This is a genomic window from Aldersonia sp. NBC_00410, assembly GCF_026342035.1.
In the GTDB taxonomy this organism is placed as follows: domain Bacteria; phylum Actinomycetota; class Actinomycetes; order Mycobacteriales; family Mycobacteriaceae; genus Aldersonia.
This window is the reverse complement of the sequence record NZ_JAPENM010000004.1, coordinates 479,181-504,224: the sequence shown is the minus strand read 5'-3', so window position 1 is coordinate 504,224 and position 25,044 is coordinate 479,181. Positions and strand designations below refer to the sequence as shown.

Sequence of the window (25,044 nt, the reverse complement as noted above, 5' to 3'; positions counted from 1 at the left end):
GAGTTCTCGGGTCGGGTGAACCGGCTTGCGCGGCATCTGGTGTCGCTGGGTGTGGGTCCGGAGTCGCGGGTTGCGGTGGCGATGCGGCGTGGCACCGATTTGTTGACCGCGATGTACGCGGTGATCACTGCCGGTGGTGGGTATGTGCCGGTGGATCCGGATCACCCGGCCGAGCGGATCGGGTATGTGTTGGAGTCGGCGGATCCGGTGCTGGTGCTGTCGACGACCGACGCCGGGTTCGATGCGGGGGATAGGTCTGTTCCCGGCGCGGAGCCTGCGGAGCGCCCACTTCTCTGCATTGACACTGTTGATCTCTCGGCGTACGCAGATGTGCCGGTGACCGATTCGGATCGGCTCGCGCCGCTGCGGGCGGGTAACACGGCGTATGTGTTGTATACGTCGGGGTCGACGGGACGGCCGAAGGGTGTGGCGGTCACCCATCGCGCGGTTGTGAATCAGGTGGCGTGGTTCGCCGAGCGGTTCGACGTGACCGATTCCGACATCGTGTTGTGGAAGACGCCGGCGACGTTCGATGCGTCGGTGTGGGAGTTGTTTGTTGGGTTGTCGGTGGGTGCGGCGTTGGTGGTGGCCGAGCCGGAGGGTCATCGTGATCCGGCGTATCTGTCGGCGTTGATCGATGAGCAGTCGGTGACGGTGGTGCAGTTCGTGCCGGCGATGTTGCCGGTGTTCCTCGCCGAGATCCCGGCGGGTGGTTATGGGGCGTTGCGGGCGGTGTTCACCGGTGGTGAGGCGCTCGGTGGCGATGTGGCGCAGCAGTTGCGGCTGGCGGTGCCCGGTGTCGAGGTGCACAACCTGTACGGCCCGACCGAGGCGACGGTGCAGGTCACGCACGGTGACCGATGCGGATGTGTCTGTGGTGCCGATCGGGTCGCCGGTGTGGAACACCGAGGTTCATGTGCTGGATGCCCGGTTGCGGCCGGTCCCGTTCGGGGTCGCGGGCGAGTTGTATGTGGCCGGTGCCCAGTTGGCGCGCGGCTACTTCGGTCGGGCGGACCTGTCGGCGGAGCGGTTCATCGCGAACCCGTTCGGTGCCGGTGGCCGGTTGTATCGCACGGGTGACCTGGTCCGTTGGAAGGCGACGCCGAAGTCCCGCTTCGCGAGAAGCGCTGGTGCGGTCGAGTTGGAGTATGTGGGGCGCACCGATTTCCAGGTGAAGCTGCGTGGTCAGCGCATCGAGTTGGGTGAGATCGACGCGGTGCTGGCGTCGCACGAGTCGGTCGGGTTCGCGGTGACGGTCGGGCGCACGCTGGATTCGGGTGCGACGGTGCTGGTGTCGTATGTGCAGCCAGTGCCGGGTGCGGTGCTGGATTCGGTGGTGTTGGCGAAGTTCGCTGGGGACCGGTTGCCGGGGTACATGGTGCCGTCGGCGTTCGTGGTGATCGAGCAGGTGCCGTTGACCCCGGCCGGCAAGTTGGACCGTAATGCGTTGCCGGCGCCGGTGTTCGAGGTGGCTGAGTTCCGTGCGGCGTCGACCCCGTTGGAGCAGGGGATTGCCGAGGTGATGGCCGAGGTCCTGGGCGTGGCGTCGGTCAGTGTCGATGATTCGTTCTTCGCCCTGGGTGGGGACAGCATCGTTTCGATCCAGTTCGTGTCCCGGGCGCGGGCGCGGGGGATCCGGTTTACGCCGCGTGATGTGTTCGAGCAGCGGTCGGTGGCCGGTTTGGCCGAGGTCGCGGTGTTCGACGACGGCACCAGTGTCGTGCAGCAGCTCGAGGAGCTGCCGGGTGCGGGTGTGGGCCTCATGCCGTTGACGCCGGTGATGGCGGGGTTCCTGGCCGGTGGCGGGGATTACCGCACGTTCAATCAGTCGGTGCCGGTGCAGGTTCCGGCGTCGATGGATGCCGAACTGCTGCGGGCGACGATTGCTGCGGTGGTGGATCAGCACGACATGCTGCGGGCCACGCTGCACCGTGACGAGAACGGTGAGTGGGTGTTCGAGGCCCGTCCGGTCGGGTCGGTCGATGTCGCACAGTGGATCCGGCATTACCCGGTGCCCGCCGATATCGATGACGCCGAGTTGAACTCGGTCGCATCGGCGGCTGTCGATGCGGCTCTGCGTGAGCTGGATCCGCAGACCGGTGACATGGTGCGGTTCCTGTGGTTCGACTTCGCCGGTGACAGTCGGCACGGTGTGCTCTACATCGTGGGGCATCATTTCGTGGTCGATGGTGTGTCGTGGCGGATTCTGGTGCCGGACATGGCGATCGCGTGGTCGCAGCTGAGCGCGGGTCAGCCGGTGGCGTTGGCGCCGGTGGGGACCTCGATGCGCCGCTGGACCCACGCGTTGGCCGAGGAAGCGCTCGCGCCTGCTCGGTCGGCGGAGCTGGATCTGTGGCGGGACCTGCTCGACGTCGCGGATCCGCTACTGGGTTCGCGGGCGCTGGATCCGGTGGTCGATATCGGGTCCACGATGGATCGGGTCGATATCGAGATCCCGGCCGAGGTGACCGGCGCGGTGCTGCGTGATTTACCCGAGTTGTACCGCGCCAGTGTCAACGATGCCTTGTTGGCGGGGTTGGCGATGGCGTTGGTGGCGTGGCGGCGCAACCGGGGTCTGGATATCTCCTCGGCGTTGGTGCGGATGGAGGGCCACGGTCGCGAGGAGACGCTGATTCCGGGGGCGGATCTGTCGCGGACGGTGGGCTGGTTCACCAGTGCCTACCCGGTGCGCGCGGATCTGGCCGGGATCGATGTGGCCGATGCCTTCGCCGGTGGTCCCGGCCGCGGGTGAGGTCATCAAGGCGGTCAAGGAGCAGCTGCTCGCCATCCCGGATCGGGGCATGGGCTACGGGCTGCTGCGTCACTTCAACCCCGAGGGTGCGGTGCTGGCCGAACTACCCCGCGGGCAGGTCAGTTTCAACTACCTGGGCCGGGTCGGCGGCACCGAAGTACCGGCGGAACTCGCCGACATCGGGTGGGGACTGTCCGGGGCGTTGGGGGCGTTGACCTCGCAGGTCGAGTCCACCATTCCCGCGCAGGCGGTGGTCGACATCAACGCGATCGTTGCGGACGACGGCGTCCTCGGTGCCGGGTTCACCTTCCCGCGTGGGGTGATCGACCGCGCCGACGTGCAGGAACTCGCGGATCTGTGGCGCGAAGCATTGGCCGGCTTGGCCGCGCACAGTGTGCTGCCGGGTGCGGGTGGTTTGACGCCGTCGGATCTGCCGCTGGTGGCGGTGGGTCAGGGCGATATCGAAGCTTGGGAACAGCGCTACCCGAACCTGACCGATGTGTGGCAGCTCTCGCCGATGCAGTCGGGTCTGTTGTTCCACGCGATGCTCACCGCCGAGACCGGCGACGTCGACGTGTACACGACGCACGCGACCGTGCATCTCGGTGGCTATGTCGACCCGGAGCGGTTGCGGGGCGCGGCGCAGGCACTGACCGAGCGGTACACGAACCTGCGGACCGCGTTCGTGGCGGACTCGTCCGGTGTCATGGTGCAGCTGGTTCTCGAGCGGGTCGAGGTGCCGTGGCGTGAGCTGGATCTGACAGATCTGCTGGAGAGCGAGCGGGCCGAGGCAGCGCGTGCGGTGCTGGCCGCCGATCAGGCCGACGGGTTCGATATGACCCGTCCGCCGCTGGTCCGGTTCACCCTGATCCGCACCGAGCACGACGCCTGGCAGCTGGGCGTGACCGCGCACCACGTGCTGCTCGACGGCTGGTCGATGCCGCTGCTGATGCGGGACCTGTTGGTGCTCTACGCGGTCAGCGGTGACCTGTCCGTGCTGCCACGGGTCCGGGAGTACCGCAACTTCCTGGTGTGGCTGGCCGCGCAGGACCGCCAAGGTTCGCTGGCGACCTGGGCGCGGGCCCTCGAGGGACTCGAAGGCCCGACGCTGCTCGAGTCGGCGGGACCGCGCCCGGATGCCGGGGCGGGCTCCATCAAGATCAGCGTGGGCCTGTCCGAGGCGCAGACAGCGCGGCTCACCGCGGTCGCGGGCGGGCTCGGCGTCACTGTCAACACGATGGTGCAGGCGGCGTGGGCGATCCTGCTCGGACGCATGACCGGGCAGTCCGATGTGGTGTTCGGTGCCACGGTCTCGGGTCGCCCGGCGGAGGTGGCCGGGGTCGAGTCGATGGTCGGGTTGTTCATCAACACCATCCCGGTCCGGGTCCGTATCGCTGCTGATGCGACCGTGTCGGAGTTGCTGCGCCGGTTGCAGTCCGAGCAGGCCGATCTGCTCGAACACCACTACATCGGTTTGACCGAGATTCACCAGGCGGCCGGCCTGGCGGCGCTGTTCAACACGCTGTTCGTCTTCGAGTCCTACCCGATCGACCAGGAAGCGTTGAGCGAGGCCGGTTCCGCGCTCGACGGAATGCAGGTCACCGGTGTCGAGATGCGCGACGGAACGCATTACCCGCTCGCCCTGTTCGTCGGCGTCTCGCGACAATTGGTGGTCGACTTCAAGTACGACCTGGCCGTGTTCGACACCGCCGAGATCGAGACACTCGCCGCCCGGTTCGTGCGGGTGCTGGCGACGATGGTCGCCAACACCGACATCCCGGTGGGGGATATCGAGATCCTCGATGCCGCCGAACGCACTGCGGTGCTCACCGAGCGCAATGCGACCGATGTGGGAGTGTTCGAGGGTCTGTTGCTGGACCGGTTCGAGCGGGCCGCTGCCGCCACCCCGGGTGCGGTGGCGGTGGTGTTCGAGGGTGAGTCGCTGTCCTATGGCGAGTTCTCGGCGCGGGTGAATCGGCTTGCGCGGCATTTGGTGTCGTTGGGTGTGGGTCCGGAGTCGCGGGTTGTGCTGGGGATGCGGCGCAGTCTGGATCTGGTGGTCGGTATGTATGCGGTGGTGACCGCGGGTGGTGCGTATGTGCCGGTGGATCCCGATCATCCGGCCGAGCGGATCGGGTATGTGTTCGAGTCCTCGGAGCCGGTGGTGGTGCTGTCGACGACCCGGGATGGGTTCGAGGCAGGGGAGAGGTCTGTACTTTCCGTTGACACTCTCGACCTGTCTGCGTATTCGGCTGCTCCGGTGACGGATGCGGATCGGGTGGCGCCGGTGCGGCCGGACAATTCGGCGTATGTGATTTACACGTCGGGTTCGACGGGCCGCCCGAAGGGTGTGGCGGTCCCGCATGCGGCGATTGTGAACCAGGTCGGCTGGATGATCGGCGAGTACGGCATCACCGCCGATGACATTTACCTGCAGAAGACGGCGACGACGTTCGATGTGTCGTTGTGGGGTTATTTCCTGACCCTGGCGGTGGGTGCGCGGCTGGTGGTGGCGACTCCGGATGGTCACCGCGATCCCGCGTATCAGTGCCGGGTGATCGCCGAACATGGTGTGACGCTGACCGATTACGTGCCGTCGATGTTGTCGGTGTTCGCGCGGGAAGCCCGCGCGGAGCAGTTGGTGACGTTGCGCGATGTGTTCGTGATCGGTGAGGCGTTGCCGCTCGAGACGGTGCGCGCGTTCGCGAGCGTGTCGTCGGCGCGGGTGCAGAACTTGTACGGCCCGACGGAGGCGGCGGTGTCGATCACCGCGGTCGAGGTCCCCGCGGATGCGGCGAGTGTCACGATTGGTGTGCTGCAGGGTAATTCGCGGGCCTATGTGCTGGATGCCCGGTTGCGTCCGGTGCCGGATGGTGTCTCGGGTGAGTTGTATCTGGCGGGTGTGCAGTTGGCGCGCGGGTATCACGGTCGCCCGGATCTGTCGGCGGATCGGTTCGTGGCGGACCCGTTCGACCCGGCGGGTGGGCGCATGTACCGCACCGGTGACCTGGTGCGGTGGACCGGCTCGGGTGAGCTGGATTACCTGGGGCGTACCGATTTCCAGGTGAAGTTCCGTGGTCAGCGCATCGAGCTCGGTGAGATCGAGACCGCGCTGCTGGCGCAGGAGCAGGTGGGTCAGGCGGTCGTGCTGGTGCGCGCGGACGATCTGGGTGACCGCCTGGTGGCCTACATCGTGCCGCGGGTGGCGGGGACCGAGATCGATGTGGACGCGTTGCGCTCGGCGGTCAAGGAGTTGCTGCCCTCGTACATGGTGCCCGAGTCGGTGATGGTGCTCGAGGCGTTCCCGTTGAATGTGTCGGGGAAGTTGGATCGTAAGGCGCTGCCGGCGCCGGTGTTCGAGGTGGCGGTGTTCCGCGCGCCGATCACCCCGATGGAGCGAGCAGTCGCAGCCGCGTTCGGGGAAGTTCTCGGCGTCGAAAGCGTCGGCGCCGACGACAACTTCTTCGATCTCGGTGGCAACTCGCTCTCGGCGGTGCGCGTCATCGCTGAGCTACGTGATCGCGCCGGGATCGAGATGCCGCTGCAGTGGTTGTTCTCCGACCCGACACCGGCGTCCATCGCACGCCGCCAGGACGGCTCCGGCACCGATGCCACGGGCCTGGGTGTAGTTCTGCCGATCCGGTCCGCGGGTAGTGGAGCACCCGTATTCGCCGTGCACCCGATCGTCGGGCTCGCATGGTGCTATGGCGGACTCACCGGGGTCGTCGAGCGGGATCGACCGATCTACGGCGTGCAGACGCCCTCGCTCTCCGAACCCGACTTCGCGCCGGAGACACTGCGGGAGCTGGCGGAGCGCTACGCACTCGAAATCCGATCGGTGCAGCAGAGTGGTCCCTACCACCTGCTCGGCTGGTCACTCGGCGGTGTCCTCGCGCACGAGATCGCGGTACAACTGCAGTCACGAGGTCACGAGGTCGCGAGCCTGGTGATGATCGACTGCTATCCCGAGAACCGTTGGGGCGGCCAAGTCGAGAACGTGGACGCGCTCTCGGCGGCCGAGCTGCTCGGCGGAATCGGCGTCGAAACGACCGGGCCCGAGATGTCCGGTCCGAACGGCGTGGATTCGGCATCGACGGTGGCGGCCGGGATTGCCGGTCAGTACGGTATCGCCCCGCAGATGGCCGAGGCCCTTCTCCATACACTCGTCGACAACGCGAACCGTGATTACGGTTTGCTCGCCGGGCACACTCCAGGCGTGTTCCGCGGCGCCGTTCGATACCTAACTGCCGGCGCGGACGATCCGAGCGGCTCCGCGGCGGCTACCGCGTGGCAGGAGTTCGTCGAAGGGACGGTGCACAACCGGGTTGTCAACGCGACGCACTGGCACATGACCGCGCCCGATGTGTTGCCGGTGATCGGCGAGGAGATCGCGGCAGCTTCTGATGGTCGCTCCGCAGGCTCCGCGCCAGCTACTGATGGTCGCTCCGCAGGCTCCGCGCCAGCTACTGATGGTCGCTCCGCAGGCTCCGCGCCTGTGGGAATGGCGGTCTTGCCGACCGACGTGATCCGCGGAAAACGCGACATAGGTAACGCTGCGGTTACAGGACCCGATATTTAGACGAATGTCCAGTACCGCGCGGATCGTCACGGCGAACGTGTGCGGCTGACCTGGGAGACAGGCGTGTGCCTCTCTCTCGACACGACTGAAAGGTTGATCGTCCATGCCCAGAGCCAGGACTGCGGTTCGACGCTTCGGCGTGCGCGCACTCGTCATTACCAGCGCCCTGCTGATGGTTCCGATCGCCGGCTTCGCCGGTGTCGCCGCTGCTCAGCCGTCCGGTGGTGCGCCTGCGGTGCCCGACGTGACATCGGCGGACGGGTCGAAGATCACCTTGATCGAAGACCGAGCTCCCCAACGGCTGCGTGTCACGGTGCATTCGACCGCCATGGACCGAGACATCCAATTGGTTGTGCTGCGGCCCGCGGACACCAGTAAGCCCGCCCCAACGCTGTACCTGCTCAATGGCGCGGGTGGCGGTGAAGACGGAGCGACTTGGGGGGTCCAGACCGACTACATCGACTTCTTCAAAGATAAGCACGTGAACGTCGTGACCCCGCTCGCCGGCAAGTGGAGCTACTACACGGACTGGGTCAAGACGGACCCGACGCTCGGCGTCAACAAGTGGCAGACGTTCCTGACCCAAGAGGTGCCGCCGCTCGTTGATGCGGCGCTGGACACAACCAGGGTCAACGCGATCGCCGGCCTTTCGACGTCGGGCACCTCGGTGTTCAACCTTGCGATCGCCGCACCCGGGTTGTACAAGGGCATCGGTGCGTACTCGGGTTGTGCACAAACCTCGGACCCGATGGGCCAGCAGTTCGTGAAGACGGTCGTCGACGTCTGGGGTGGGGGCGACGTCACCAACATGTGGGGCCAGCCGAACGACCCGTTGTGGGCGGCGAACGACCCCCTACTGCATGCCGACAAGCTGCGCGGTCACGCGATCTATGTCTCCAGCGGGAACGGCCTGCCGGGCCCGTACGACACGCTCGCCGATGCGGGAATCGATGGGCAGGTAAACACACTGGCAGACCGGATCGTCATCGGTGGCGCCATCGAAGCGGCTACCAACCTGTGCTCGCACAACCTGGCGGGCCGGCTCGGGCAGCTCGGCATCCCGGCCACATTCGATTTCCGCCCGGTCGGCACCCACTCGTGGGGCTACTGGGAGGATGACCTGCACAGCTCGTGGCCAATACTCGCCCAGTCAATGGGCATTTAGCGGTACCGGCTGTACGGCGGGTTCACGCGATCGCCGCAGCACTCTCGATACGAGGACGCGGCGATCGCGGCAAGCGACCCCCGGAAACCATCGCGTAGGTAACGTTACGGCCGCTGGGCCGATGATTTACATCAATACTCGGCGCTTCGCGGATCGACGCAGATAGCGTGTGCGTCTGACTGGGGGACGGGCGTGGATTGCCTTTCTCTCGACGAACGAAAGGTAGATGGTTCATGCCCAGAGCCAGGACGGCGGTTCGACGCTTCGGAGTGCGCGCACTCGTCTTGAGCAGCGCCCTGCTGATGGTTCCTATCGCCGGTGTCGCCGGCGTCGCTGCTGCTCAACCGTCGGGCGGTGCGCCTGCAGTGCCGAGCGTCACGTCCGCGAACGGGTCGAAGATTGTCTCGATCAAAGTGGTGGACCCCCGGAGGCTGACTGTCACGGTGCATTCGACCGCGATGAACAGAGACATCCCGGTGACGGTGCTGCGAGCGGCGGACACCAGCACTCCCGCCCCCACGCTGTACCTGCTCAACGGGGCCGGCGGCGGTGAAGACAGCGCGAGTTGGGCGGTCAAGTCGGACTACGTCGAGTTCTTCAAAGACAAGCACGTCAACGTCGTTACGCCGCTGGCAGGCAAGTTCAGCTACTACACCGACTGGCTCCAGCCGGACAAGAAGCTCGGTGTGAACAAGTGGACCGAGTTCCTCACCAAGGAGCTGCCGCCGCTCATGGACGGCGGTTTCAACGGAAACGGCGTCAACTCGATTGCGGGCATCTCCACCTCCGGCACGTCCGTCTTCAACCTCGCCATCGCGGCACCCGGCCTCTACAAGGGCATCGGCGCCTACAGTGGCTGCGCCCAGACGGCGGAACCACTCGGCCAGCAGTACGTGCAGATCACCGTCAACGTGTGGGGCGGCGGCAACGTCACCAACATGTGGGGCCCGCTCGACAACCCGCTTTGGCGTGCGAACGATCCGACCCTCCGTGCCGAAGAGTTGCGCGGCCTGGAGATCTTCGTTTCGAACGGCACCGGCCTGCCCGGCCCGCACGACACGCTCGGTGATCCGCTGATCAAGGGACAGGCGGGCACGCTGGCCAACCAGATGCTCGTCGGCGGAGTCATCGAGGCCGCAACCAACCAGTGCACCCACGTACTCGCCGACCGGCTGCACCAGCTGAACATCCCGGCGACGTTCGACTTCCGTCCCACCGGCACCCACTCGTGGGGCTACTGGGAGGACGACCTGCACAACTCGTGGCCGGTGCTCGCTCACTCGATGGGCATCTGACGCGCCGCGTCGGTGGGCATCTGACACCTCGAACGCCGGCAAGCCCCGCACCCGCAGCAGCGGAGTGCGGGGCTTGTTCGTTCCCAGCGTGCGCGGTCGTGCCACCGAATGAACGGAACCGTTCAGTCGATCAGATCGAATGAACGGTTCCGTTCAGTCGATAAGCGGCGTGTTGGAGGAGGCTCAGCTGCCGGTCTCGGCGGCCTTGCGGTAACCCCGAACGGCGGGGACGAGGAAGACGACGAACAGACCGGCGGACCAGATGATCGTCTTCATCAAGGGTTCGGCCACCGGTCCGCCGAGCGAGAGGCCGATCATGGCATCGATCGCGCACGACATGGGTTGGTTCTCGACGAAGCCCTGCAGCCACTCCGGGTAAGCCTGAGCCGGGACGAAGCCGGTGTTGAAGAACATCAGCAGCGTGACCATGATCCCGATCACATTGGCCAGCAGAATGCCATCCACATATGCCACGAGTGATGTCACGAAGACGGCGAAGCCGACCCCGAACACCACCGGAAGGCAGAGCAGGCCGAGCGCGGCCAGGAAGCCCTGTTCGAATCGGAAGCCGAGTGCGACTCCGGCGACAACGATCACCACCGTCGTGAGAAACACGCGAAGCCCTTCGGCGATCAGCCGTCCCATCAGCCCAGAGGCGCGGTGCATCGGCATGGTCCAGAACCGCCCGAGCAGACCCGAGGACTTCTCCATGCTCAGCCCCAGAGCACTCACCGTCGCGCCGGACATCGCGGCGATCAGCGTCATCATCGGCACCGTGCCGTAAATGCTCGGCCGGCCGGTGGCCGCCGTCACCGAGTCGCCGAGCACGATGCGCAGCATCAGCATCGTCAGCACGGGGTACAGCACGACCTGAAACAGCGTTCCGGGGGAGCGCGTCCACGTCATGAGCAGCCGTTTGGTCTGCAGCATGCTGTGCTCGACAAGGGCGTGCGCCGATTGCTCGCCGTACTGGTGCGTGGGCTCGGGCAAGACGATGCTCGTGCGGGGTTCGGTGGTGGTCATCCGCGTCTCCCGCTCGCCCACACGCCGAGGGGCACGAACAGCGCGGCGGCCCCGCCGAGCCAAAGCAGCGAGGGCCACAGCACATGGAAGCTGACACCCGTGGTGGTCATCGCCTGCATCGAGATGGAGAACTGTGAGATCGGCTGATTCCGCACGAACGGCTGTATCCACTCCGGGAATCCGGTAGCCGGTACGAATCCGCAGGACAGCATGCCCAGGATCAGTGTCGGCAGGGCCAGTGCTTGGCTAAGGGCCTGGGGGTTCTTGGTGATAACGCCCAGCGCGTCGGCACCAAGCGAGAGCACCAGGCCCACCGCGAGTGCGAACACGCAGAACAACATGGCCTGTCCGGTACCGGCAACGAACCGGAACCCGATCACATGCCCGAACCCGATGGCGGCGGCGAGCGCGACGATCGAGCGGCACTGCCCGGCGGTGATCCGCGCACCGAGTGGAGCGAGGGCGGCGACCGGCATGGCCTGCATCCGCTCGTTGAAGCCGTTCATCGTCTCGAACGCGGCGAGTTGGGCGTTCGACATCATCGTGAACGCCATCGTCTGCAGCACGACGATCGGCATCACGTACTGCGCATAGTCGACGCCCCGCACGGACATCACGTACTTCAGCGGGAGGTAGTAGCCGAGGGTGAACACGAGAGGTATGAGGATGGCAACGAAGAGTTGACTGCGGCCGACCATGGTGCGCATGGTCCGGCCGGTCAACGCACGCCACTGCTGGAATCCGTTGGGCTGCAGATCGTCGTTCGAGCCGGCGTAACCCGTGCTGAAGTCGATTGTCATTGATGACCGCCCGTGTGACCGGTCAAGGCCAGGAAGACATCATCGAGTGAGGGGCGGCGCAGCGCGATATCGGTCAGTTCGAGCCCGGCATCGTCGAGTCGGCGCAGCGCCTCGGCGAGCGTGCCCGCACCCTTGGGCGCCGGGATCGACAGCCGGTCGCTGCCATCGCTCTCGGCCAGCGCGTTCGCGGGCACGAGATCGCCGAGTGCGGTGGCCACAGCCCCGAGGTGTTGCGGATCGAGCGGCACCACCTCGCAGTAGCTGGCACCGGTGCGGGACTTGAGTTGGTCGGCGGTGCCCTCGGCGATTACCGTGCCATGGTCGATGACGATGATGTTGTCGGAGAGGACGTCCGCTTCCTCGAGGTACTGCGTGGTCAGCAGGACTGTGATGCCCTGGTCTTTCAACGCGCCGACCAGCGACCACACGCCCTGTCGGCTGCGCGGGTCGAGGCCGGTGGTCGGCTCGTCGAGGAACACGACCTCCGGGCGCACCACCAGGCCGCACGCCAAGTCGATCCGGCGGCGCATACCGCCGGAGTAGCCGCTGACGGGTCGTTTGCCGGGGCCGGCCAGATCGAACTGCTCGAGCAGTTCGTCGGCGCGCCGGCGAGCACCACGCTTGTCCATGCCCATCAGCCGGGCGAAGAGTTCGATGTTCTCGCGGCCGGACAGATTCTGGTCGAGAGCGGCGTACTGGCCGGTCATCATGATCGCGCGTCGCACGGCGGGCGCCTCGGCGACGACGTCATACCCGGCGACCTTCGCCGTGCCGCTGTCCGGCTGCAGCAGCGTGGACAGCACCTTCACGGCGGTGGTCTTGCCGGCGCCGTTGGGGCCCAGAATGCCGAGTACAGTGCCGCGCTCGGCGGTGAAACTCACTCCGCGCAGTGCGTGCACTCCGCCGAATGATTTGTGAATCCCGTCGACGACCACCGCCGCGTCGTGCGAATACAGCATTCACTCTCCAGCATGTCTACAAGTCCCGTGCGCCTGGGAAGTTGCCCCCCGGCAGTAAATCCCCGGAGGATGCCGTGATGTTACAGATTGGACACAACAGTCGGCCGCGGGGTGCGGCCGAGACCCCTCGACTCGCCCGTACCCCGCGGCCGCTGTGCCCGCCGACCGATCAGCTGTGCCGGCCGTGCCGGAACGTAATTACCTTCTTGATCATCGCGACGGTGGAGGACTTCCGCCCGAAGGTCAGCAACGCCATGCCCGGGATCGCGTAGCGCTGCCGGGCGATCGCGTGCGGGTAGGCGAACTCGCGCAGGCCATCGGCACCATGAATGCGCCCGAAGCCCGAGGCCCCGACGCCACCGAACGGCAGCGCCGAGATCGCGGCGAACGACAACGGCGCATTGACCGAGGTCGCTCCGGCACGCAGCCGACGGGCGATCGCCATGCCGCTCGACTTCGAGAACACCATCGAGGCGAGCCCGAATTCGCTGGCGTTGGTCAGCTCGACCGCCTCATCGATGCTCTTCACCGCGCGCACGGTGACGGTGGGGCCGAACGTCTCCTCGGTGACGGCCAGCGAGTCCTCCGGGGTGTCGACGAGCACCACCGGGTCGATGAACGGCGCGCGCACCGACTCGGTGCTACCGAGCAGCGCCCGGCCACCGCGCGACAGCGCGTCCTCGATGTGCTTGCGCACCACATCGACCTGAGCAGGCATCGTCATCGGGCCGTAGGACGCCGAATCGTGCGAGCCCGGCGCCACCCCCACGAGCTTCGCGCGGATCGCGGTCAGGAACGTGTCGTAGACCGCCTCCTCGACATAGACCCGTTCGGTACCGACGCAGGTCTGTCCGCTGTTCTGGATGGCAGACCACGCGATAGCCTCCGCGGCCGCGTCGACATCGGCGTCTGCCGCGACGATGGCCGCGTCCTTGCCGCCGCACTCGAGCACGAGCGGCGTCATCCGCTCGGCAGCGGCTGCCATGATGCGCTTGCCGGTCGGCGTCGACCCGGTGAAGGCGATTTTGTCGATCTCCGACTTCACCAGTGCGGCACCGGTCTCGCCGTAGCCGAACACGACCGACAGGACGCCCGCGGGCAGCTCCGGGTTGGCCTTGGCGAACGCCTCGACGTAGTAGCGACCGATCGCGACGGTGTACTCGCTCGGCTTGAACACCACGGTGTTGCCGGCGGCGAGCGCGTAGGCGATCGAGCCGTTCGGGGTGTAGAGCGGGTAGTTCCACGGCCCGATCACACCGACCACGCCGTAAGCGCGCCGCTCGATGACGGCTTCGTGGTTGGCCATGAACAGGCCGGGCTTCACCTTCTGCGGCGAGAGCACCTTCTTCGCGTTCTTGGCGGCCCAGTCGATGTGCTCCAGGGTCAGCATCAGCTCGAGGAACGCGTCCTCGGCGGGTTTGCCGTTCTCCCTGTGCACCAGGTCGCTGAGCTCGTCGGCGTTGTTGATCAACTGTGACGCCCAGCGCAGCAGCGCCTTGCGCCGGCCGTCGAAGCCGAGGTCGCGCCAGGTGGGAAGCGCCGCACGCGCGCGGCCGACCGCGGTCGCGACTGCGGTGGCGTCATCGATCGGGAATTCGGCGACGAGTTCCCCGGTCGCCGGGTTGAGAGACTGCAGGGTTTCCGGTGCCGCCTCGACGGGGCGTGCGGCGACGGGTGCCTCGGTCATGCGGGCTCCTTGGGTGTGGCAGTGGTGTTTGTGGCGGGGGTGTTCGTGGCAGCGGTGTTCGTGGCAGAGCGTGCTTCGATTGGGATCTCGGCGTCGCCGAGGAGGACGTGCAGCATCAGGGTCTGCACTCTTACCTGCGATTGTGGGCGTGGGTCGAAACGAATCAGCCGGCCGATATCGAGGACGAGGCCGAGTGCGGCGTGCACGCGGAACCGGGCCGAGACCGTGCCGGGTGCCAGCTCGGAGAGTAGGTGCACCCACTCCTCGATGTTCTGCCGCTGGATAGCGCGCAGGCTGCTCTGTTCGGCCGCGGGGAGGTTGCCGAACTCGGCGAAGTACACCGAAAGCAGTTCGGGCCCGGAGAACGCGAGCGCGAGGTATTTCTGCGAGATGCGACGTAGCGCGTCCACGGCGTCGACCGATTCTGCGAGTGCGTCGGACAACGCCGCCGTGACGCGGTCGGCGGTGCGGTAGAACGCCGCCGCGAGCAGATCGGCCTTCGACGGGAAGTAGCGGTACACGCTCGACGCGTTGATCGAAGCCGCAGTGGCAATGTCCTCGATGCTCGCTTCGTGATAGCCGCGAGCGGCGAAGATCTTGATCGCCTCGTTGAGCACCCGTTCGCGTCGGGAGGTCACCGCCAGGCCCCGGTCGCCGGACCGGGCGGGCGGCGGTGCGTCGGGCGCGGGCGGCAGTTCGCAGCCGAGGACGGCCGTCGACATGCTCGCAAGCAACGGTTCGAGCTGATCGGCCGCGAGCGCGGTCCGGTGTGCGGTGATGCTGCCGATCACGCTGAGTGCCGCCGAGGCGTGCATCGCGATGTCGTCGGCCGGCGTGGTGGGCCGAAGCTTGGACAGCGGGTCGGCGATGGCGCGGCCCACATGGTCGAGCGTTTCCCGTACTCGGGCGCGGTCGGCGGGCTCGAGATATCGGCGTTCCCAACGGTAGAGCCCACCGGCGCGGCGATGCTCGATCGTCGCCCGGACCAGCGACTCGATGACCGCATCGAGTTGCTCTGCGGGGCTGAGTGACTCGTCGGCGACGTCGTCCACCGCATTGCTCAGTGCTGCTGCCTCCGCGTCGGCGGCCGCTACGAGCAGGGCGTACTTGTTCGGGAAGTGGCGATAGATCGCCGGCCCGGATATACCGAGTTCGGCGGCGATCTCGTCCACCCCGACCGGGTGGTAGCCGCGTTCGCTGAAGGCACGGGCTGCGGCGACTGCGATTTGCGCCTTGCGGTTGCGCGGGCGTCGACGCGGCGCCGTTTCGGCTACCGAGCTGATCTGCGTGCGGTCGGCCATGACCACCTCCCCTCCGGTCTACCTGCGCTTACTGTCGTCGCAGGTGTCCATCTCGATCGCGTGCGCCGACACGCGCATGCTTGTTGACAGGCAGCCAACGACTCAATAAGTTAACCACAATTCGCGAAATTGAAAAGCGCCGCTCGGCGGTGCGGTCATCTGAGTCGAAAGAGGAAACCCCTATGCTGCGTACCCGGTTCACCGAGGTGTTCGGGGTCGAACACCCCATCGTGCAGGGCGGAATGATGTGGGTCGGCCGTGCCGAACTCGTCGCTGCTGTGGCGAACGCGGGCGCGCTCGGCTTCATCACGGCGCTGACCCAGCCGACCCCCGACGACTTGCGTAAGGAGATCGATCGCACCAGGGAGCTCACCGACAAGCCGTTCGGCGTCAACCTCACGATCCTGCCTTCGATCACGCCGCCGCCCTACGAGGAGTACCGGCAGGCGATCATCGACGGCGGGGTGAAGATCGTCGAAATTGCCGGCGGCAACCCGGCCACGCATCTGCCGCATTTCAAGGACGCCGGCGTCAAGGTGCTGCACAAGTGCACCAGCGTCCGCCACGCGCTCAAGGCGCAGCAGGTTGGCGTGGACGGTGTGAGCATCGACGGCTTCGAGTGCGCCGGCCATCCCGGTGAAGACGACATCCCCGGCCTCGTGCTGATTCCGGCCGCCGCCCGCGTGCTCGACATCCCGATGATCGCCTCCGGTGGCATCGCCGACGCCAAGGGTCTCGTCGCGGCGCTCGCGCTCGGCGCAGACGGCGTCAACATGGGCACTCGCTTCCTGTGCACCGCGGAGTCGAGCATCGACCAGAAGGTCAAGGAGCAGATCGTCGCGAACAGCGAACTCGACACCGAGCTGATTTTCCGCACCCTGCGCAACACCGCGCGCGTCGCGTCCAACGGTGTGAGCCGCGAGGTTGTCGAAATCCTCAACAAGGGCGGCGATTTTGCGGCCATCAAGGATCTCGTGTCCGGCCAGCGTGGCCGCAAGGTCTACGAGGAGGGCGACATCGAGGCCGGCATCTGGTCGGTTGGCCTGTGCCAGGGCCTGATCCACGACATCCCGACCGTCGCCGACCTCGTCGAGCGCATGGTCACCGAGGCCGAGCAGCTCATCCGTGGCCGCCTGCTCGACAGCGTCGTTGAGCCTGCGGCAGTGAGGAACTGACCATGACCGACGCAACCGCAACCGCCACCGCCGGGTTCGTCTCCGAACGGGACGGCGGCATCGTGCGCATCACGATCGCCAAGCCGGCGCGGATGAATGCGATCGACTACGACGCCATGATCGCTCTCGGCGATGCCATCATCGCCGCCGGCCAGGATCCCTCGGTGCGGGTCATCGTGCTCACCGGCGAGGGCAACAAGGCGTTCTGCACCGGTGCCGATCTCGCTGCGACCGGCGAGGCCGCCGCCGCGGGTGTCACGCCGGAAATGACGATGGACGGCGCGAACCGTCTGGTGCGCGCGATCGTCGAAGCTCCGGTGCCGGTCCTCGCCAGGGTCAATGGTGCTGCCGCGGGTATCGGCGCTTCACTCGCAATCGCGGCCGACATCACCTACGCCACCGAGGACGCCTACCTGCTGCTCGCCTTCATCAACATCGGCCTGATGCCCGACGGCGGCGCCAGCGCCCTCGTCGGTGCGGCAGCGGGACGCGCGGTGGCCGCCGAAATGGCCCTGCTGGGTGACCGACTCTCGGCTCAGTCGGCCAAGGCGGCCGGCCTGATCACCGCGGTGGTCCCGGCCGACGAACTCGACGCGAAGGTCGAGGCTGCGGCACTCAAGCTCGCCGAGGGCCCGCGCCGCGCGCAGGAGCTCACCAAGCGCGCGGTCAACGCCGCCACGCTCGCGGCGCTCGACGGCGCGCTGGAGCGGGAGAAGGAAGGCCAGATCGAGCTGCTGAGCTCGGCGGACTTCATCGAAGGCGTCACCGCGATGCTGACCAAGCGCAAGCCGGTCTTCGGCAAGTAATTCCCGTACAACGACGAACCCCTGCAAAGAAGGCCGGTGACCGTGTCCGTTCAGCTCGACCAACCACTCCGCTCGCGCCGTAACACCTGGAACACCCAGGTCGCAGTGCATGCCGAAATGCAGCCCGGCAACACGGCTTTCCGTTACCTCGGCAAGGACACCACCTGGAAGCAGTTGGCGGACCGGTCCGAGGCGCTGGCCGACGGGCTGGCGCGCCGTGGCATCGGCTTCGGCGATCGCGTGCTGATCGTCATGCTCAACCACACCGAGTACATCGAGGCGGTGCTGGGCATCAATGCGCTCGGCGCGATCGCGGTGCCGGTCAACTTCCGCCTCACGCCGCCGGAAATGGGCTACATCGTCTCCGACAGTGGCGCGAGCGTAGTGATCACCGACAGCGTGCTCGCCCCGCTGGTGGCGGCCGTGCGGAACGCCACCCCGGGCCTGGATCACTGCATCGTGGTCGACGGCCGGACCGAGGGCGATGTGCTCGGCTACGAGGACGTGCTCGCGGAGGAGGGCGAAGCCCATGTCCCGCTGGATATTCCGGAGGACACCGCCTCGCTGATCATGTACACCTCGGGCACGACGGGTAGCCCGAAGGGCGCGGTCCTGTCCTACAGCAACATGAACTCGCAGGCGCTGACCTGTCTGCGGGCGCTGGACAGCCGGCCCGACGATGTCGCGTTCTGCACCTCGCCGATGTTCCACATCGCCGGCCTGGGCAGCATCGCGCCGGTCCTGCTCATGGGCGGCAAGACCGTGATCCACCCGCTCGGCGCGTTCAATGTGACCGAGTTGCTCGACGCCTGGGAGCGCGAGGGTGCCACCACCTGCTTCGCGGTGCCCGCGCAGTGGCAGGCGGTGTGCGCGGACCCGACCGTCAAGGACCGTGACCTGAAGCTGCGGGTGATCAGCTGGGGTGCGGCACCGGCCTCGGACACCGTGCTGCGTGCGATGGCCGAGACCTTCCCGGACGCGCAGAACGTCGCGGTCTTCGGCCAGACCGAGATGTCGCCGATCACCTGTGTGCTCGAGGGCAAGGATGCGCTGCGCAAGCTCGGCTCGGTGGGGATCCCGATCCCGACGATCCAGACCCGGATCGTCGACGACGAGATGAACGATGTCGCTCCCGGTGAGGTCGGCGAGATCGTGTACCGCGGGCCGACGATGATGCAGGGCTACTGGAACAAGCCCGAGGCGACCGCCGAGGCGTTCGCGGGCGGGTGGTTCCACTCCGGCGACCTCGTGGTGCGCGACGATGAGGGATTCATCTTCGTGGTCGACCGCAAGAAGGACATGATCATCTCCGGTGGCGAGAACATCTACTGTGCCGAGGTCGAGAACGTCCTGTACGCGCATCCGAACATCCGCGAGGCCGCGGTCATCGGTCGGCCGGACGACAAGTGGGGCGAGGTGCCGGTGGCCGTGATCGCGCTCGACGGCGTCGCCGACCTGACCATCCCCGAGCTCGAGGCGTTCCTCAACGAGAACCTCGCGCGCTACAAGCACCCGAAGGATCTCGTGATCGTCGACGAGCTGCCGCGCAACGCGAGCGGCAAGGTGGTCAAGCCGTCGTTGCGTAACGAATTCGCCGGCTGAGCGATCTGGAAGCCGGGGCCATTCGGCGTGTTCGAAGGTAGCGCGCCGACTGCCCCCGTCTTACCTCTACTCAAGGGTTGCGTGATGATTTCGGACATCTCTCGCCGAAGGCTATTCGGCGCCGCAGCGCTGGGTGCCGCCGGCGCCGCGCTGTTCGGCGGCCGGGTGGCGTCCGCGGCCCCGGCCAACGTGGCGTCAGCCCCGGCCAACAGGTTGCCCGACCCGGGGACCATCACCGCGACCGATCCAGCAATGCTGAGCGCCGTGGAGGCGGCCAGCCTGCTTCAGTCGGGCAGATTGCATCCGCGCGAGCTGCTGGACAGCCTCTACGCCCGGACTCGCGCGCATGACGGAGTGCTGAACTCCTGGATCCGGGTATATCCCGAGCTCGCATACGTTGGGGCGGAGGCGGCGGCAGTACGACTGAGCGCGGCCCGGCGCGACGGCACCTCGGCCCCGATGCTCTGCGGTCTGCCGATCGCGCTGAAGGATCTCTACGCGGTGGCGGGACTCCCGCTGACCGCATCCAGCAAGGTGCTCGAAGGCAATATCGCGGCAGGCGATTCGGCCGTCTGGCGAACGTTGAGCGAGGCCGGAGCGGTCCTCATGGGACATACCCATATGGACGAGTTCGCCTGGGGCGTACTCACACCGCAGGTGGGAAACCCGTGGGACCCGAAGCGTTCGGTGGGTGGCTCGTCCGGCGGCAACGGGGCAGCGCTCGCCGCTCGGTTCGTCCCACTGGCGGTCGGCACCGACTCCGGAGGTTCGCTTCGCCTTCCGGCTGCGGCGTGCGGGGTCTCCTCGATCAAGCCGACCTATGGGCGGATTCCGCTGGATGGAGTCATCCCCCTCATATGGACAATGGACACTGCGGGGCCGATGGCGAGGTCACTCGCCGACGCGTCATTGCTGCTCACCAGCATGTCCGGCGGCGCAGGTTCGGTACCGAATGGGCTCGACGGTAGCTACCCACTCGTCGCCCGCGGTGGCGACCGTCCGCTAAGCGGACGGGTCATCGGCGTGTCGAAACATGCGCGCACCAACGCCGCGCCCGAAGTATTGCGGTTGTTCGAAGAGTTCCTCGCGCTCGCCCGGGACCTCGGCGCCGAACTTCGTGACGTGGCCATGCCCGCCTTGCCGAACGTAGGTTCCGGCATTCTGGCTCAAATGGGCGCCTACCACCGGCAATTCGCAAACCGACTGGGCGACTACCAGCCCAATTTGCAGCCGTCGGTCGCACAAGCCGTCGCGTCGCTGGCCGTGCCGGTCGGCGATTTCTTGACGGGGTTTCAGGATATGAAGCGCTATCAGGACGACTACAACCGCATGTTCGCCGATTCGCATCTCGACGCGATCGTTTATCCGAGCATCAAGGTCGACGGGCTTTCCCGCGAGGCGTTCGCCGAGGGCGAGATCGATCCGCGGTGGGCCAACTACGCGGGCGTTCCGACGATTTCGATTCCGGTAGGGCGCTCGAAAACAACTGGCATGCCAGTTGGCGTCGAGCTTGGCGGGCTGGCTTGGGGCGACGCCGATCTGATTCAGCTCGGGCTCGAGCTCGAGAACGCGCATCCGGTGTGGCGCGATGTTCCGGTGCTGGCCGACAGCCCGCGCTCGCTACCGGAGGTTCGTCGCGGCCCGCCCGGACCGGGTCCGGACCCGACGAACACCCAGGGCGCGGCAGCGCCGATCGCGCACGCGCTGTAGGTGGCTAGACCGCCCACCGTTTTCGATTCGTCCAGCCCACCAGGTCGAAGCGCCAGCGGAACGGCCACGTGTGCGCGACCGTGTTGAACAACACGGCACCGAGCGCGACGGCATCGTCGTGCGCCGACAACAGCGCCCGCTGCCCACGCGGGGAGGCGGTGAAGAACGAGTCGAACATCGCGACGGTCTGCTCGGTGGTGAGTCGGCCCATGCCGGTCAGCCCGCGCATCCGCATCCAGTACACGGCACGGGCACTCGGCGTCCACAACTGCTTGACCGCATCCTCACCGGCGACGATTGCCTCGACGGCCGTGTCCGCCAGCGCAAGTGAATCGGCGACGCTGTACCCGGTGCACGGGTGCATCATGCCGCCGCGGGAACCGAACGGGATCGGTTCGCGCTTGTGGCCATGCCGCCGCGGCGGTGGCTGGTCGAGCGGGTAGTGGCACGACTCGCTGTGCTCGCTGCCGTCGAGTTCGATTCCGTGCGTGCGCAATCGGGCGATCAACCGGCGGCGCAGTTCGCGCTGTGTCAGCCCGCCGGGAATCCCGAGCGTGGTCTCTTCGAAGATGACCGTCCCGTCGCCGATCGGTACCGAGTAGAGGAACGACGGGGGAGCGTCGGGTGCGGCGTCGTTCTCGTTGCGCCAGTCGAGCAGCAGCGCCTCGTCCGGCGCAACGTAGTCGGCGACCCGTTCGGCCGCGATGAAGATGCCGTGCGCGCTGGCCGCCGGCCGCGTGCCGACCGGCGGCAAACCGCGGCAGTCGAACACCACGGCCGCGGTAATGGCGGTGCCGTCGGCCACCTCGACGCGGTGCGCACCGACCTGCGCGGCCTTCTGCGCCACGACTCGGGCACCCGCAGTCGGGAGCGCCTTCCACAGTTCGGTCTTCGACATCACCGCGTACGGCCGCTCGATGCGATGCTCGATCGTGGTCCAGACCGTCGGTGCCGCCACGCGCGACGCGATCACCGATGGGGGGAGCCAATCGGGTAGTTCGTCCACCCAACACGAGTACGTCGGGACCCACGGCCGGTCTGGATGCGGGTCCACGGCGGCGACGCTGAGTCCGCGTGCCAGGCAACGCGCTGCGAGTCCACGGCCGGTCGGACCGAGGCCGACCACGCAGACATCGACCTCGACGTCGCCAGTGCTCATGCGAGCATTCAACCGACTTCGAGCAGCGCGGCGCCACCCAGGTGGCGCCAACCCGCGGCCGCAGCAGCACCCCCGGTCGGTTCGTGATTGGGTATCGGGCGTGGGGAACGGTGTCAGTCGACGGCAGCTGATCGCGGGAACTGCCGGCGGCATGCTGGCGTGGGGATCGCTATCCGTGGCCGTCGGCCGCGCCGCGCCGGCCGGCATGCTGCCGTCCCCGGACGCTGTCCCGGTCACCGATCCGGCGTTGTTGAGCGCTGTGGACGCCGCGGCGCTCCTTCAGGCTGGACAGCTGCATCCGCGTGAGTTGCTCGACGCGTGTCTGAACCGCACCCGAATGTTCGACGGTGCGATCGGTGCGTGGATCCGGTTGTATCCCGAGGTCGCCTACACAGCCGCGGATGCGGCGGCCGACCGGCTGCTGCGGGCGCGCCGGGAGCAGACATCGGTGTCACCGCTGTGCGGATTGCCGATAGCCCTGAAGGACCTCTTCGCAGTCTCGGGACTTCCCCTCACGGCCTCGAGTCGCGTGCTCGAAGGCAACATCGCTGCCGGTCATTCGGGGGTCTGGCGTCGGCTCGAGGACGCCGGTGCAGTGCTGATGGGACACGTGCACGCCGACGAGTTCGCGATCGGCCTCACGACCCCGCAGGTCGGCAATCCGTGGAACACCGACTTTTCCCCAGGCGGTTCGTCGGGCGGGAGTGCGGCGGCCCTCGCGGCTCGGTTCGTGCCGTTGGCGATGGGCACCGACACCGGTGGGTCGGCGCGATTGCCCGCCAGCGCGTGCGGCGTCTCGTCGATCAAGCCGACCTACGGGCGCATCGCCACGTACGGGACGATCCCCCTGACCTGGACGTGCGATCACGTCGCCCCGATGGCGCGCAGCCTCGCGGATGCCGCACTGCTCCTGTCGGTGATTGCCGGCGCGGATGCCGCCGACCCGATTACCGCGCTCGGACCACCGGTCCCGGACGGCGGGTATCCGATCGCTGCCGTCGGCGGGCACGCCCCACTCGCGGGGGTGCGGCTCGGGTTGCCCGAGAATCCGAACCCCGCGCCACCGCAGGCGGTGCAGCGGGTCATCGACGGGGTCGTCGACCTCGCCCGATCCCTCGGTGCCGACACCGTTCCCGTGACGATGCCGGCATTGCCGTCGTCGCTTGCTACCAGGGACGGGGCGGAGGTGGGGGCGTACCACCGGCAGTTCGGCGATCGCCTCGGCCTGTACAGACCCGAGAGCGCGTTGTTCGCCGCAGCGGCGGTGGCGTCGCTGAATATGCCCGCGGGCGACTACTTCACGTGCGAGCGCGACCGCCAGCGCTATCAGGCGGAGTACAACCGGATGTTCGCGGATCAGGGTCTGGATGCGATCGTGGTGGCCGGTTCGTCGGTGGACGGTGCCCGCCGTAACGAGTTCCTCGGGGTCAGCGTCACCGACGGCGTGGTAGGAGACACGCGGTGGGCGAACTACGCGGGAGCCCCGGTCGTAACTCTGCCGGCGGGACGGTCCGCGGCGACCGGCCTCCCGGTCGGGGTCCAGTTCGGCGCGCGACCCTGGCAGGACGCCGAACTCATCCAGATAGGGCTCGAGGTTCAAGCAGCGCTGCCGGTCTGGCGCGACGGGCCGACGCTCGTGGCAGCGCCCGCCCGGATTCCCGAGATCGCTCCGGTGGCGCCGGGTCCGGGTCCGGATCCCACCAATACGATCGATGCGGCCGCGCCGTGGCGAACGCCGCCGATGAACCCGATCGGCTGACGAAGCGCGGGCCGATCTCGGTCAGCGCGGTGTCACCCAGGTGGTGATCTGTGCGCGCACCACTTCGGTGCCCGCTTTGTCACGGATGTGCACCGGCACGGTGAGGTCGGCGCCCTCGGTGATGGCCGCGAAATCCGGCAGCTCCGCAATTCGGGCCTCGGCGCGGAGTCCGGTCTCGGCTTTCGCCAGGTACTCGACGTTCATCGCTTTGGGAATCCACCGGTGGGTGGTCGGCACCGTCGCCTCGCAGAGCATGCCCATCGCGATCTCGGCGAGGTTGCACGCGGCGATGGCGTGGAAGGTGCCGAGGTGATTGCGGATGCCGTACCACTTCGGTGCGGCGACCTCGCAGTGTCCGGGCTCGAGCGCCGTCACGGTGGGCAGCACGGTGGAGAAGTAGGGCACCCGGGCGACCATCCCGAGCGAGAACACGGCGTGCCCGAGCGGATTGTCCGGCAGCCGTTGCCAGGCGCGGTAGGTGGCTGTCTGCAGACTCATCCGGCGATCGTAGACGCCGAACCTACCCAAAAGTAAGATCGGCTCTCCGCGCTGTGACGAGGTCGGATTTGAACTCGACGTGGCCTCTGCTGCATACTAGTCGGGTTGCCTTGACATGGGACGCGCCCTCGTGCGGCCCGCGTCGGGCGAGAATGCGGTCATCGAAAGCGAGAAATCGCAGGTCGAGGACAGTGCAAGACGGAGCAGGATCCCGCGCCCGACAGGGCGCAACCGGGAAGCGATTCCGCCGGCCAGATCGAATGAGATCGGGCAGGGGAATGTGCGGCAAGGCGACACGCCCGACCGCGTGGACCGGAGAACCATGACAGGTGAACAGCGGCTGCGATTGGCATGTACCGATCGCGTGGACGTTGTGGCCTTGCGTGGACTGGAGCACTGCAAACCAGACGAGGTGGCCCGGGTAGCGAATCCGGACTACGAAAAGCGGCAAGAAAAGGACACGAAGCGTGGCGGGACAAAAGATCCGCATCAGGCTCAAGGCCTACGACCACGAGGCGATCGACGCGTCTGCGCGCAAGATCGTCGAGACGGTGACCCGTACCGGGGCCCGCGTCGTCGGCCCGGTGCCGTTGCCCACCGAAAAGAATGTGTACTGCGTCATCCGCTCGCCGCATAAGTACAAGGACTCGCGCGAGCACTTCGAGATGCGCACCCACAAGCGGCTGATCGACATCCTCGACCCGACGCCGAAGACGGTCGACGCACTCATGCGCATCGACCTGCCGGCCAGTGTCGACGTGAACATCCAGTGAG

At 67.1% G+C, this 25,044-nt stretch carries 17 protein-coding genes and 1 pseudogene; 11 read left to right on the top strand and 7 right to left on the bottom strand.

Annotated elements, in window-relative coordinates; genetic code table 11:
* Window positions 1-15: 15 nt before the first annotated feature.
* The 5 genes and pseudogenes from OG921_RS26695 to OG921_RS12600 form a co-directional block, all read left to right on the top strand.
* Window positions 16-1,678 (top strand): annotated as a pseudogene (locus OG921_RS26695) (non-ribosomal peptide synthetase); the annotation flags it as partial.
* Between the two features lie 84 nt (window positions 1,679-1,762).
* Window positions 1,763-2,752, top strand: coding sequence for a condensation domain-containing protein (locus OG921_RS26690; protein ID WP_353962096.1), 990 nt, complete (start codon window positions 1,763-1,765; stop codon window positions 2,750-2,752).
* A complete protein-coding gene (locus OG921_RS12610) occupies window positions 2,721-7,331 on the top strand; it encodes a non-ribosomal peptide synthetase (RefSeq protein ID WP_266112777.1) in 4,611 nt (1,536 codons plus the stop codon). The genes OG921_RS26690 and OG921_RS12610 overlap by 32 nt, the downstream gene beginning before the upstream one ends.
* Window positions 7,332-7,434: 103 nt before the next feature.
* A complete protein-coding gene (locus tag OG921_RS12605) occupies window positions 7,435-8,496 on the top strand; it encodes an alpha/beta hydrolase family protein (protein WP_266112776.1) in 1,062 nt (353 codons plus the stop codon).
* A 233-nt stretch (window positions 8,497-8,729) separates the two neighbouring features.
* Window positions 8,730-9,791: an alpha/beta hydrolase family protein gene (locus OG921_RS12600; RefSeq protein WP_266112775.1), complete on the top strand. Its 1,062-nt coding sequence runs from the start codon at window positions 8,730-8,732 to the stop codon at window positions 9,789-9,791.
* A 183-nt stretch (window positions 9,792-9,974) separates the two neighbouring features.
* On the opposite strand, the gene OG921_RS12595 is transcribed toward OG921_RS12600, so the two are convergent.
* The 5 genes from OG921_RS12595 to OG921_RS12575 all read right to left on the bottom strand — a co-directional run bounded on the left by OG921_RS12595 (window position 9,975) and on the right by OG921_RS12575 (window position 15,561).
* Entirely contained in the window at window positions 9,975-10,814 is an 840-nt protein-coding gene (locus tag OG921_RS12595) for an ABC transporter permease (protein ID WP_266112774.1), read from the bottom strand.
* Window positions 10,811-11,614: an ABC transporter permease gene (locus OG921_RS12590; RefSeq protein ID WP_266112773.1), complete on the bottom strand. Its 804-nt coding sequence runs from the start codon at window positions 11,612-11,614 to the stop codon at window positions 10,811-10,813. The genes OG921_RS12595 and OG921_RS12590 overlap by 4 nt, the downstream gene beginning before the upstream one ends.
* Complete coding sequence (locus OG921_RS12585) at window positions 11,611-12,573, bottom strand: ATP-binding cassette domain-containing protein (RefSeq protein WP_323182767.1); 963 nt, start codon at window positions 12,571-12,573, stop codon at window positions 11,611-11,613. Before OG921_RS12585 ends, OG921_RS12590 begins: the two co-directional genes overlap by 4 nt.
* A gap of 169 nt (window positions 12,574-12,742) precedes the next feature.
* On the bottom strand, window positions 12,743-14,260 hold the full coding sequence (locus tag OG921_RS12580; protein WP_266112772.1) for an aldehyde dehydrogenase family protein: 1,518 nt from the start codon (window positions 14,258-14,260) through the stop codon (window positions 12,743-12,745).
* Complete coding sequence (locus OG921_RS12575; RefSeq protein ID WP_266112771.1) at window positions 14,257-15,561, bottom strand: TetR/AcrR family transcriptional regulator; 1,305 nt, start codon at window positions 15,559-15,561, stop codon at window positions 14,257-14,259. The genes OG921_RS12580 and OG921_RS12575 overlap by 4 nt, the downstream gene beginning before the upstream one ends.
* Window positions 15,562-15,743: 182 nt before the next feature.
* Here OG921_RS12575 and OG921_RS12570 point away from each other — a divergent pair, with 182 nt between their 5' ends.
* From OG921_RS12570 to OG921_RS12555, 4 genes are all read left to right on the top strand, one after another.
* Entirely contained in the window at window positions 15,744-16,736 is a 993-nt protein-coding gene (locus tag OG921_RS12570) for a nitronate monooxygenase family protein (protein WP_266112770.1), read from the top strand.
* Between the two features lie 2 nt (window positions 16,737-16,738).
* Window positions 16,739-17,542 carry an enoyl-CoA hydratase gene (locus tag OG921_RS12565; protein WP_266112769.1) on the top strand — a complete coding sequence of 268 codons (804 nt, stop codon included), beginning with the start codon at window positions 16,739-16,741 and terminating at the stop codon, window positions 17,540-17,542.
* Window positions 17,543-17,578: 36 nt separating this feature from the next.
* Window positions 17,579-19,144, top strand: a complete 1,566-nt coding sequence (gene fadD5 / locus OG921_RS12560) for a fatty-acid--CoA ligase FadD5 (RefSeq protein ID WP_266112768.1) — start codon at window positions 17,579-17,581, stop codon at window positions 19,142-19,144.
* Window positions 19,145-19,228: 84 nt separating this feature from the next.
* Window positions 19,229-20,854: an amidase gene (locus OG921_RS12555; RefSeq protein WP_266112767.1), complete on the top strand. Its 1,626-nt coding sequence runs from the start codon at window positions 19,229-19,231 to the stop codon at window positions 20,852-20,854.
* 4 nt (window positions 20,855-20,858) lie between these two features.
* Here the strand turns inward: OG921_RS12555 and OG921_RS12550 are convergent, their stop codons facing one another.
* Window positions 20,859-22,013, bottom strand: a complete 1,155-nt coding sequence (locus OG921_RS12550; RefSeq protein ID WP_266112766.1) for a lycopene cyclase family protein — start codon at window positions 22,011-22,013, stop codon at window positions 20,859-20,861.
* Window positions 22,014-22,218: 205 nt separating this feature from the next.
* On the opposite strand from OG921_RS12550, the gene OG921_RS12545 reads away from it, so the two are divergent.
* The gene (locus OG921_RS12545) at window positions 22,219-23,772 is read left to right on the top strand and encodes an amidase (protein ID WP_266112814.1); all 1,554 of its coding nucleotides are present in this window, start codon (window positions 22,219-22,221) and stop codon (window positions 23,770-23,772) included.
* 21 nt (window positions 23,773-23,793) lie between these two features.
* Here OG921_RS12545 and OG921_RS12540 read toward each other — a convergent pair whose 3' ends face one another.
* Window positions 23,794-24,270 carry a hotdog fold domain-containing protein gene (locus OG921_RS12540; protein ID WP_266112765.1) on the bottom strand — a complete coding sequence of 159 codons (477 nt, stop codon included), beginning with the start codon at window positions 24,268-24,270 and terminating at the stop codon, window positions 23,794-23,796.
* Between the two features lie 467 nt (window positions 24,271-24,737).
* On the opposite strand from OG921_RS12540, the gene rpsJ reads away from it, so the two are divergent.
* Window positions 24,738-25,043 carry a 30S ribosomal protein S10 gene (rpsJ, locus tag OG921_RS12535; protein ID WP_003938093.1) on the top strand — a complete coding sequence of 102 codons (306 nt, stop codon included), beginning with the start codon at window positions 24,738-24,740 and terminating at the stop codon, window positions 25,041-25,043.
* The last annotated feature ends 1 nt before the right edge of the window (window position 25,044 follow it).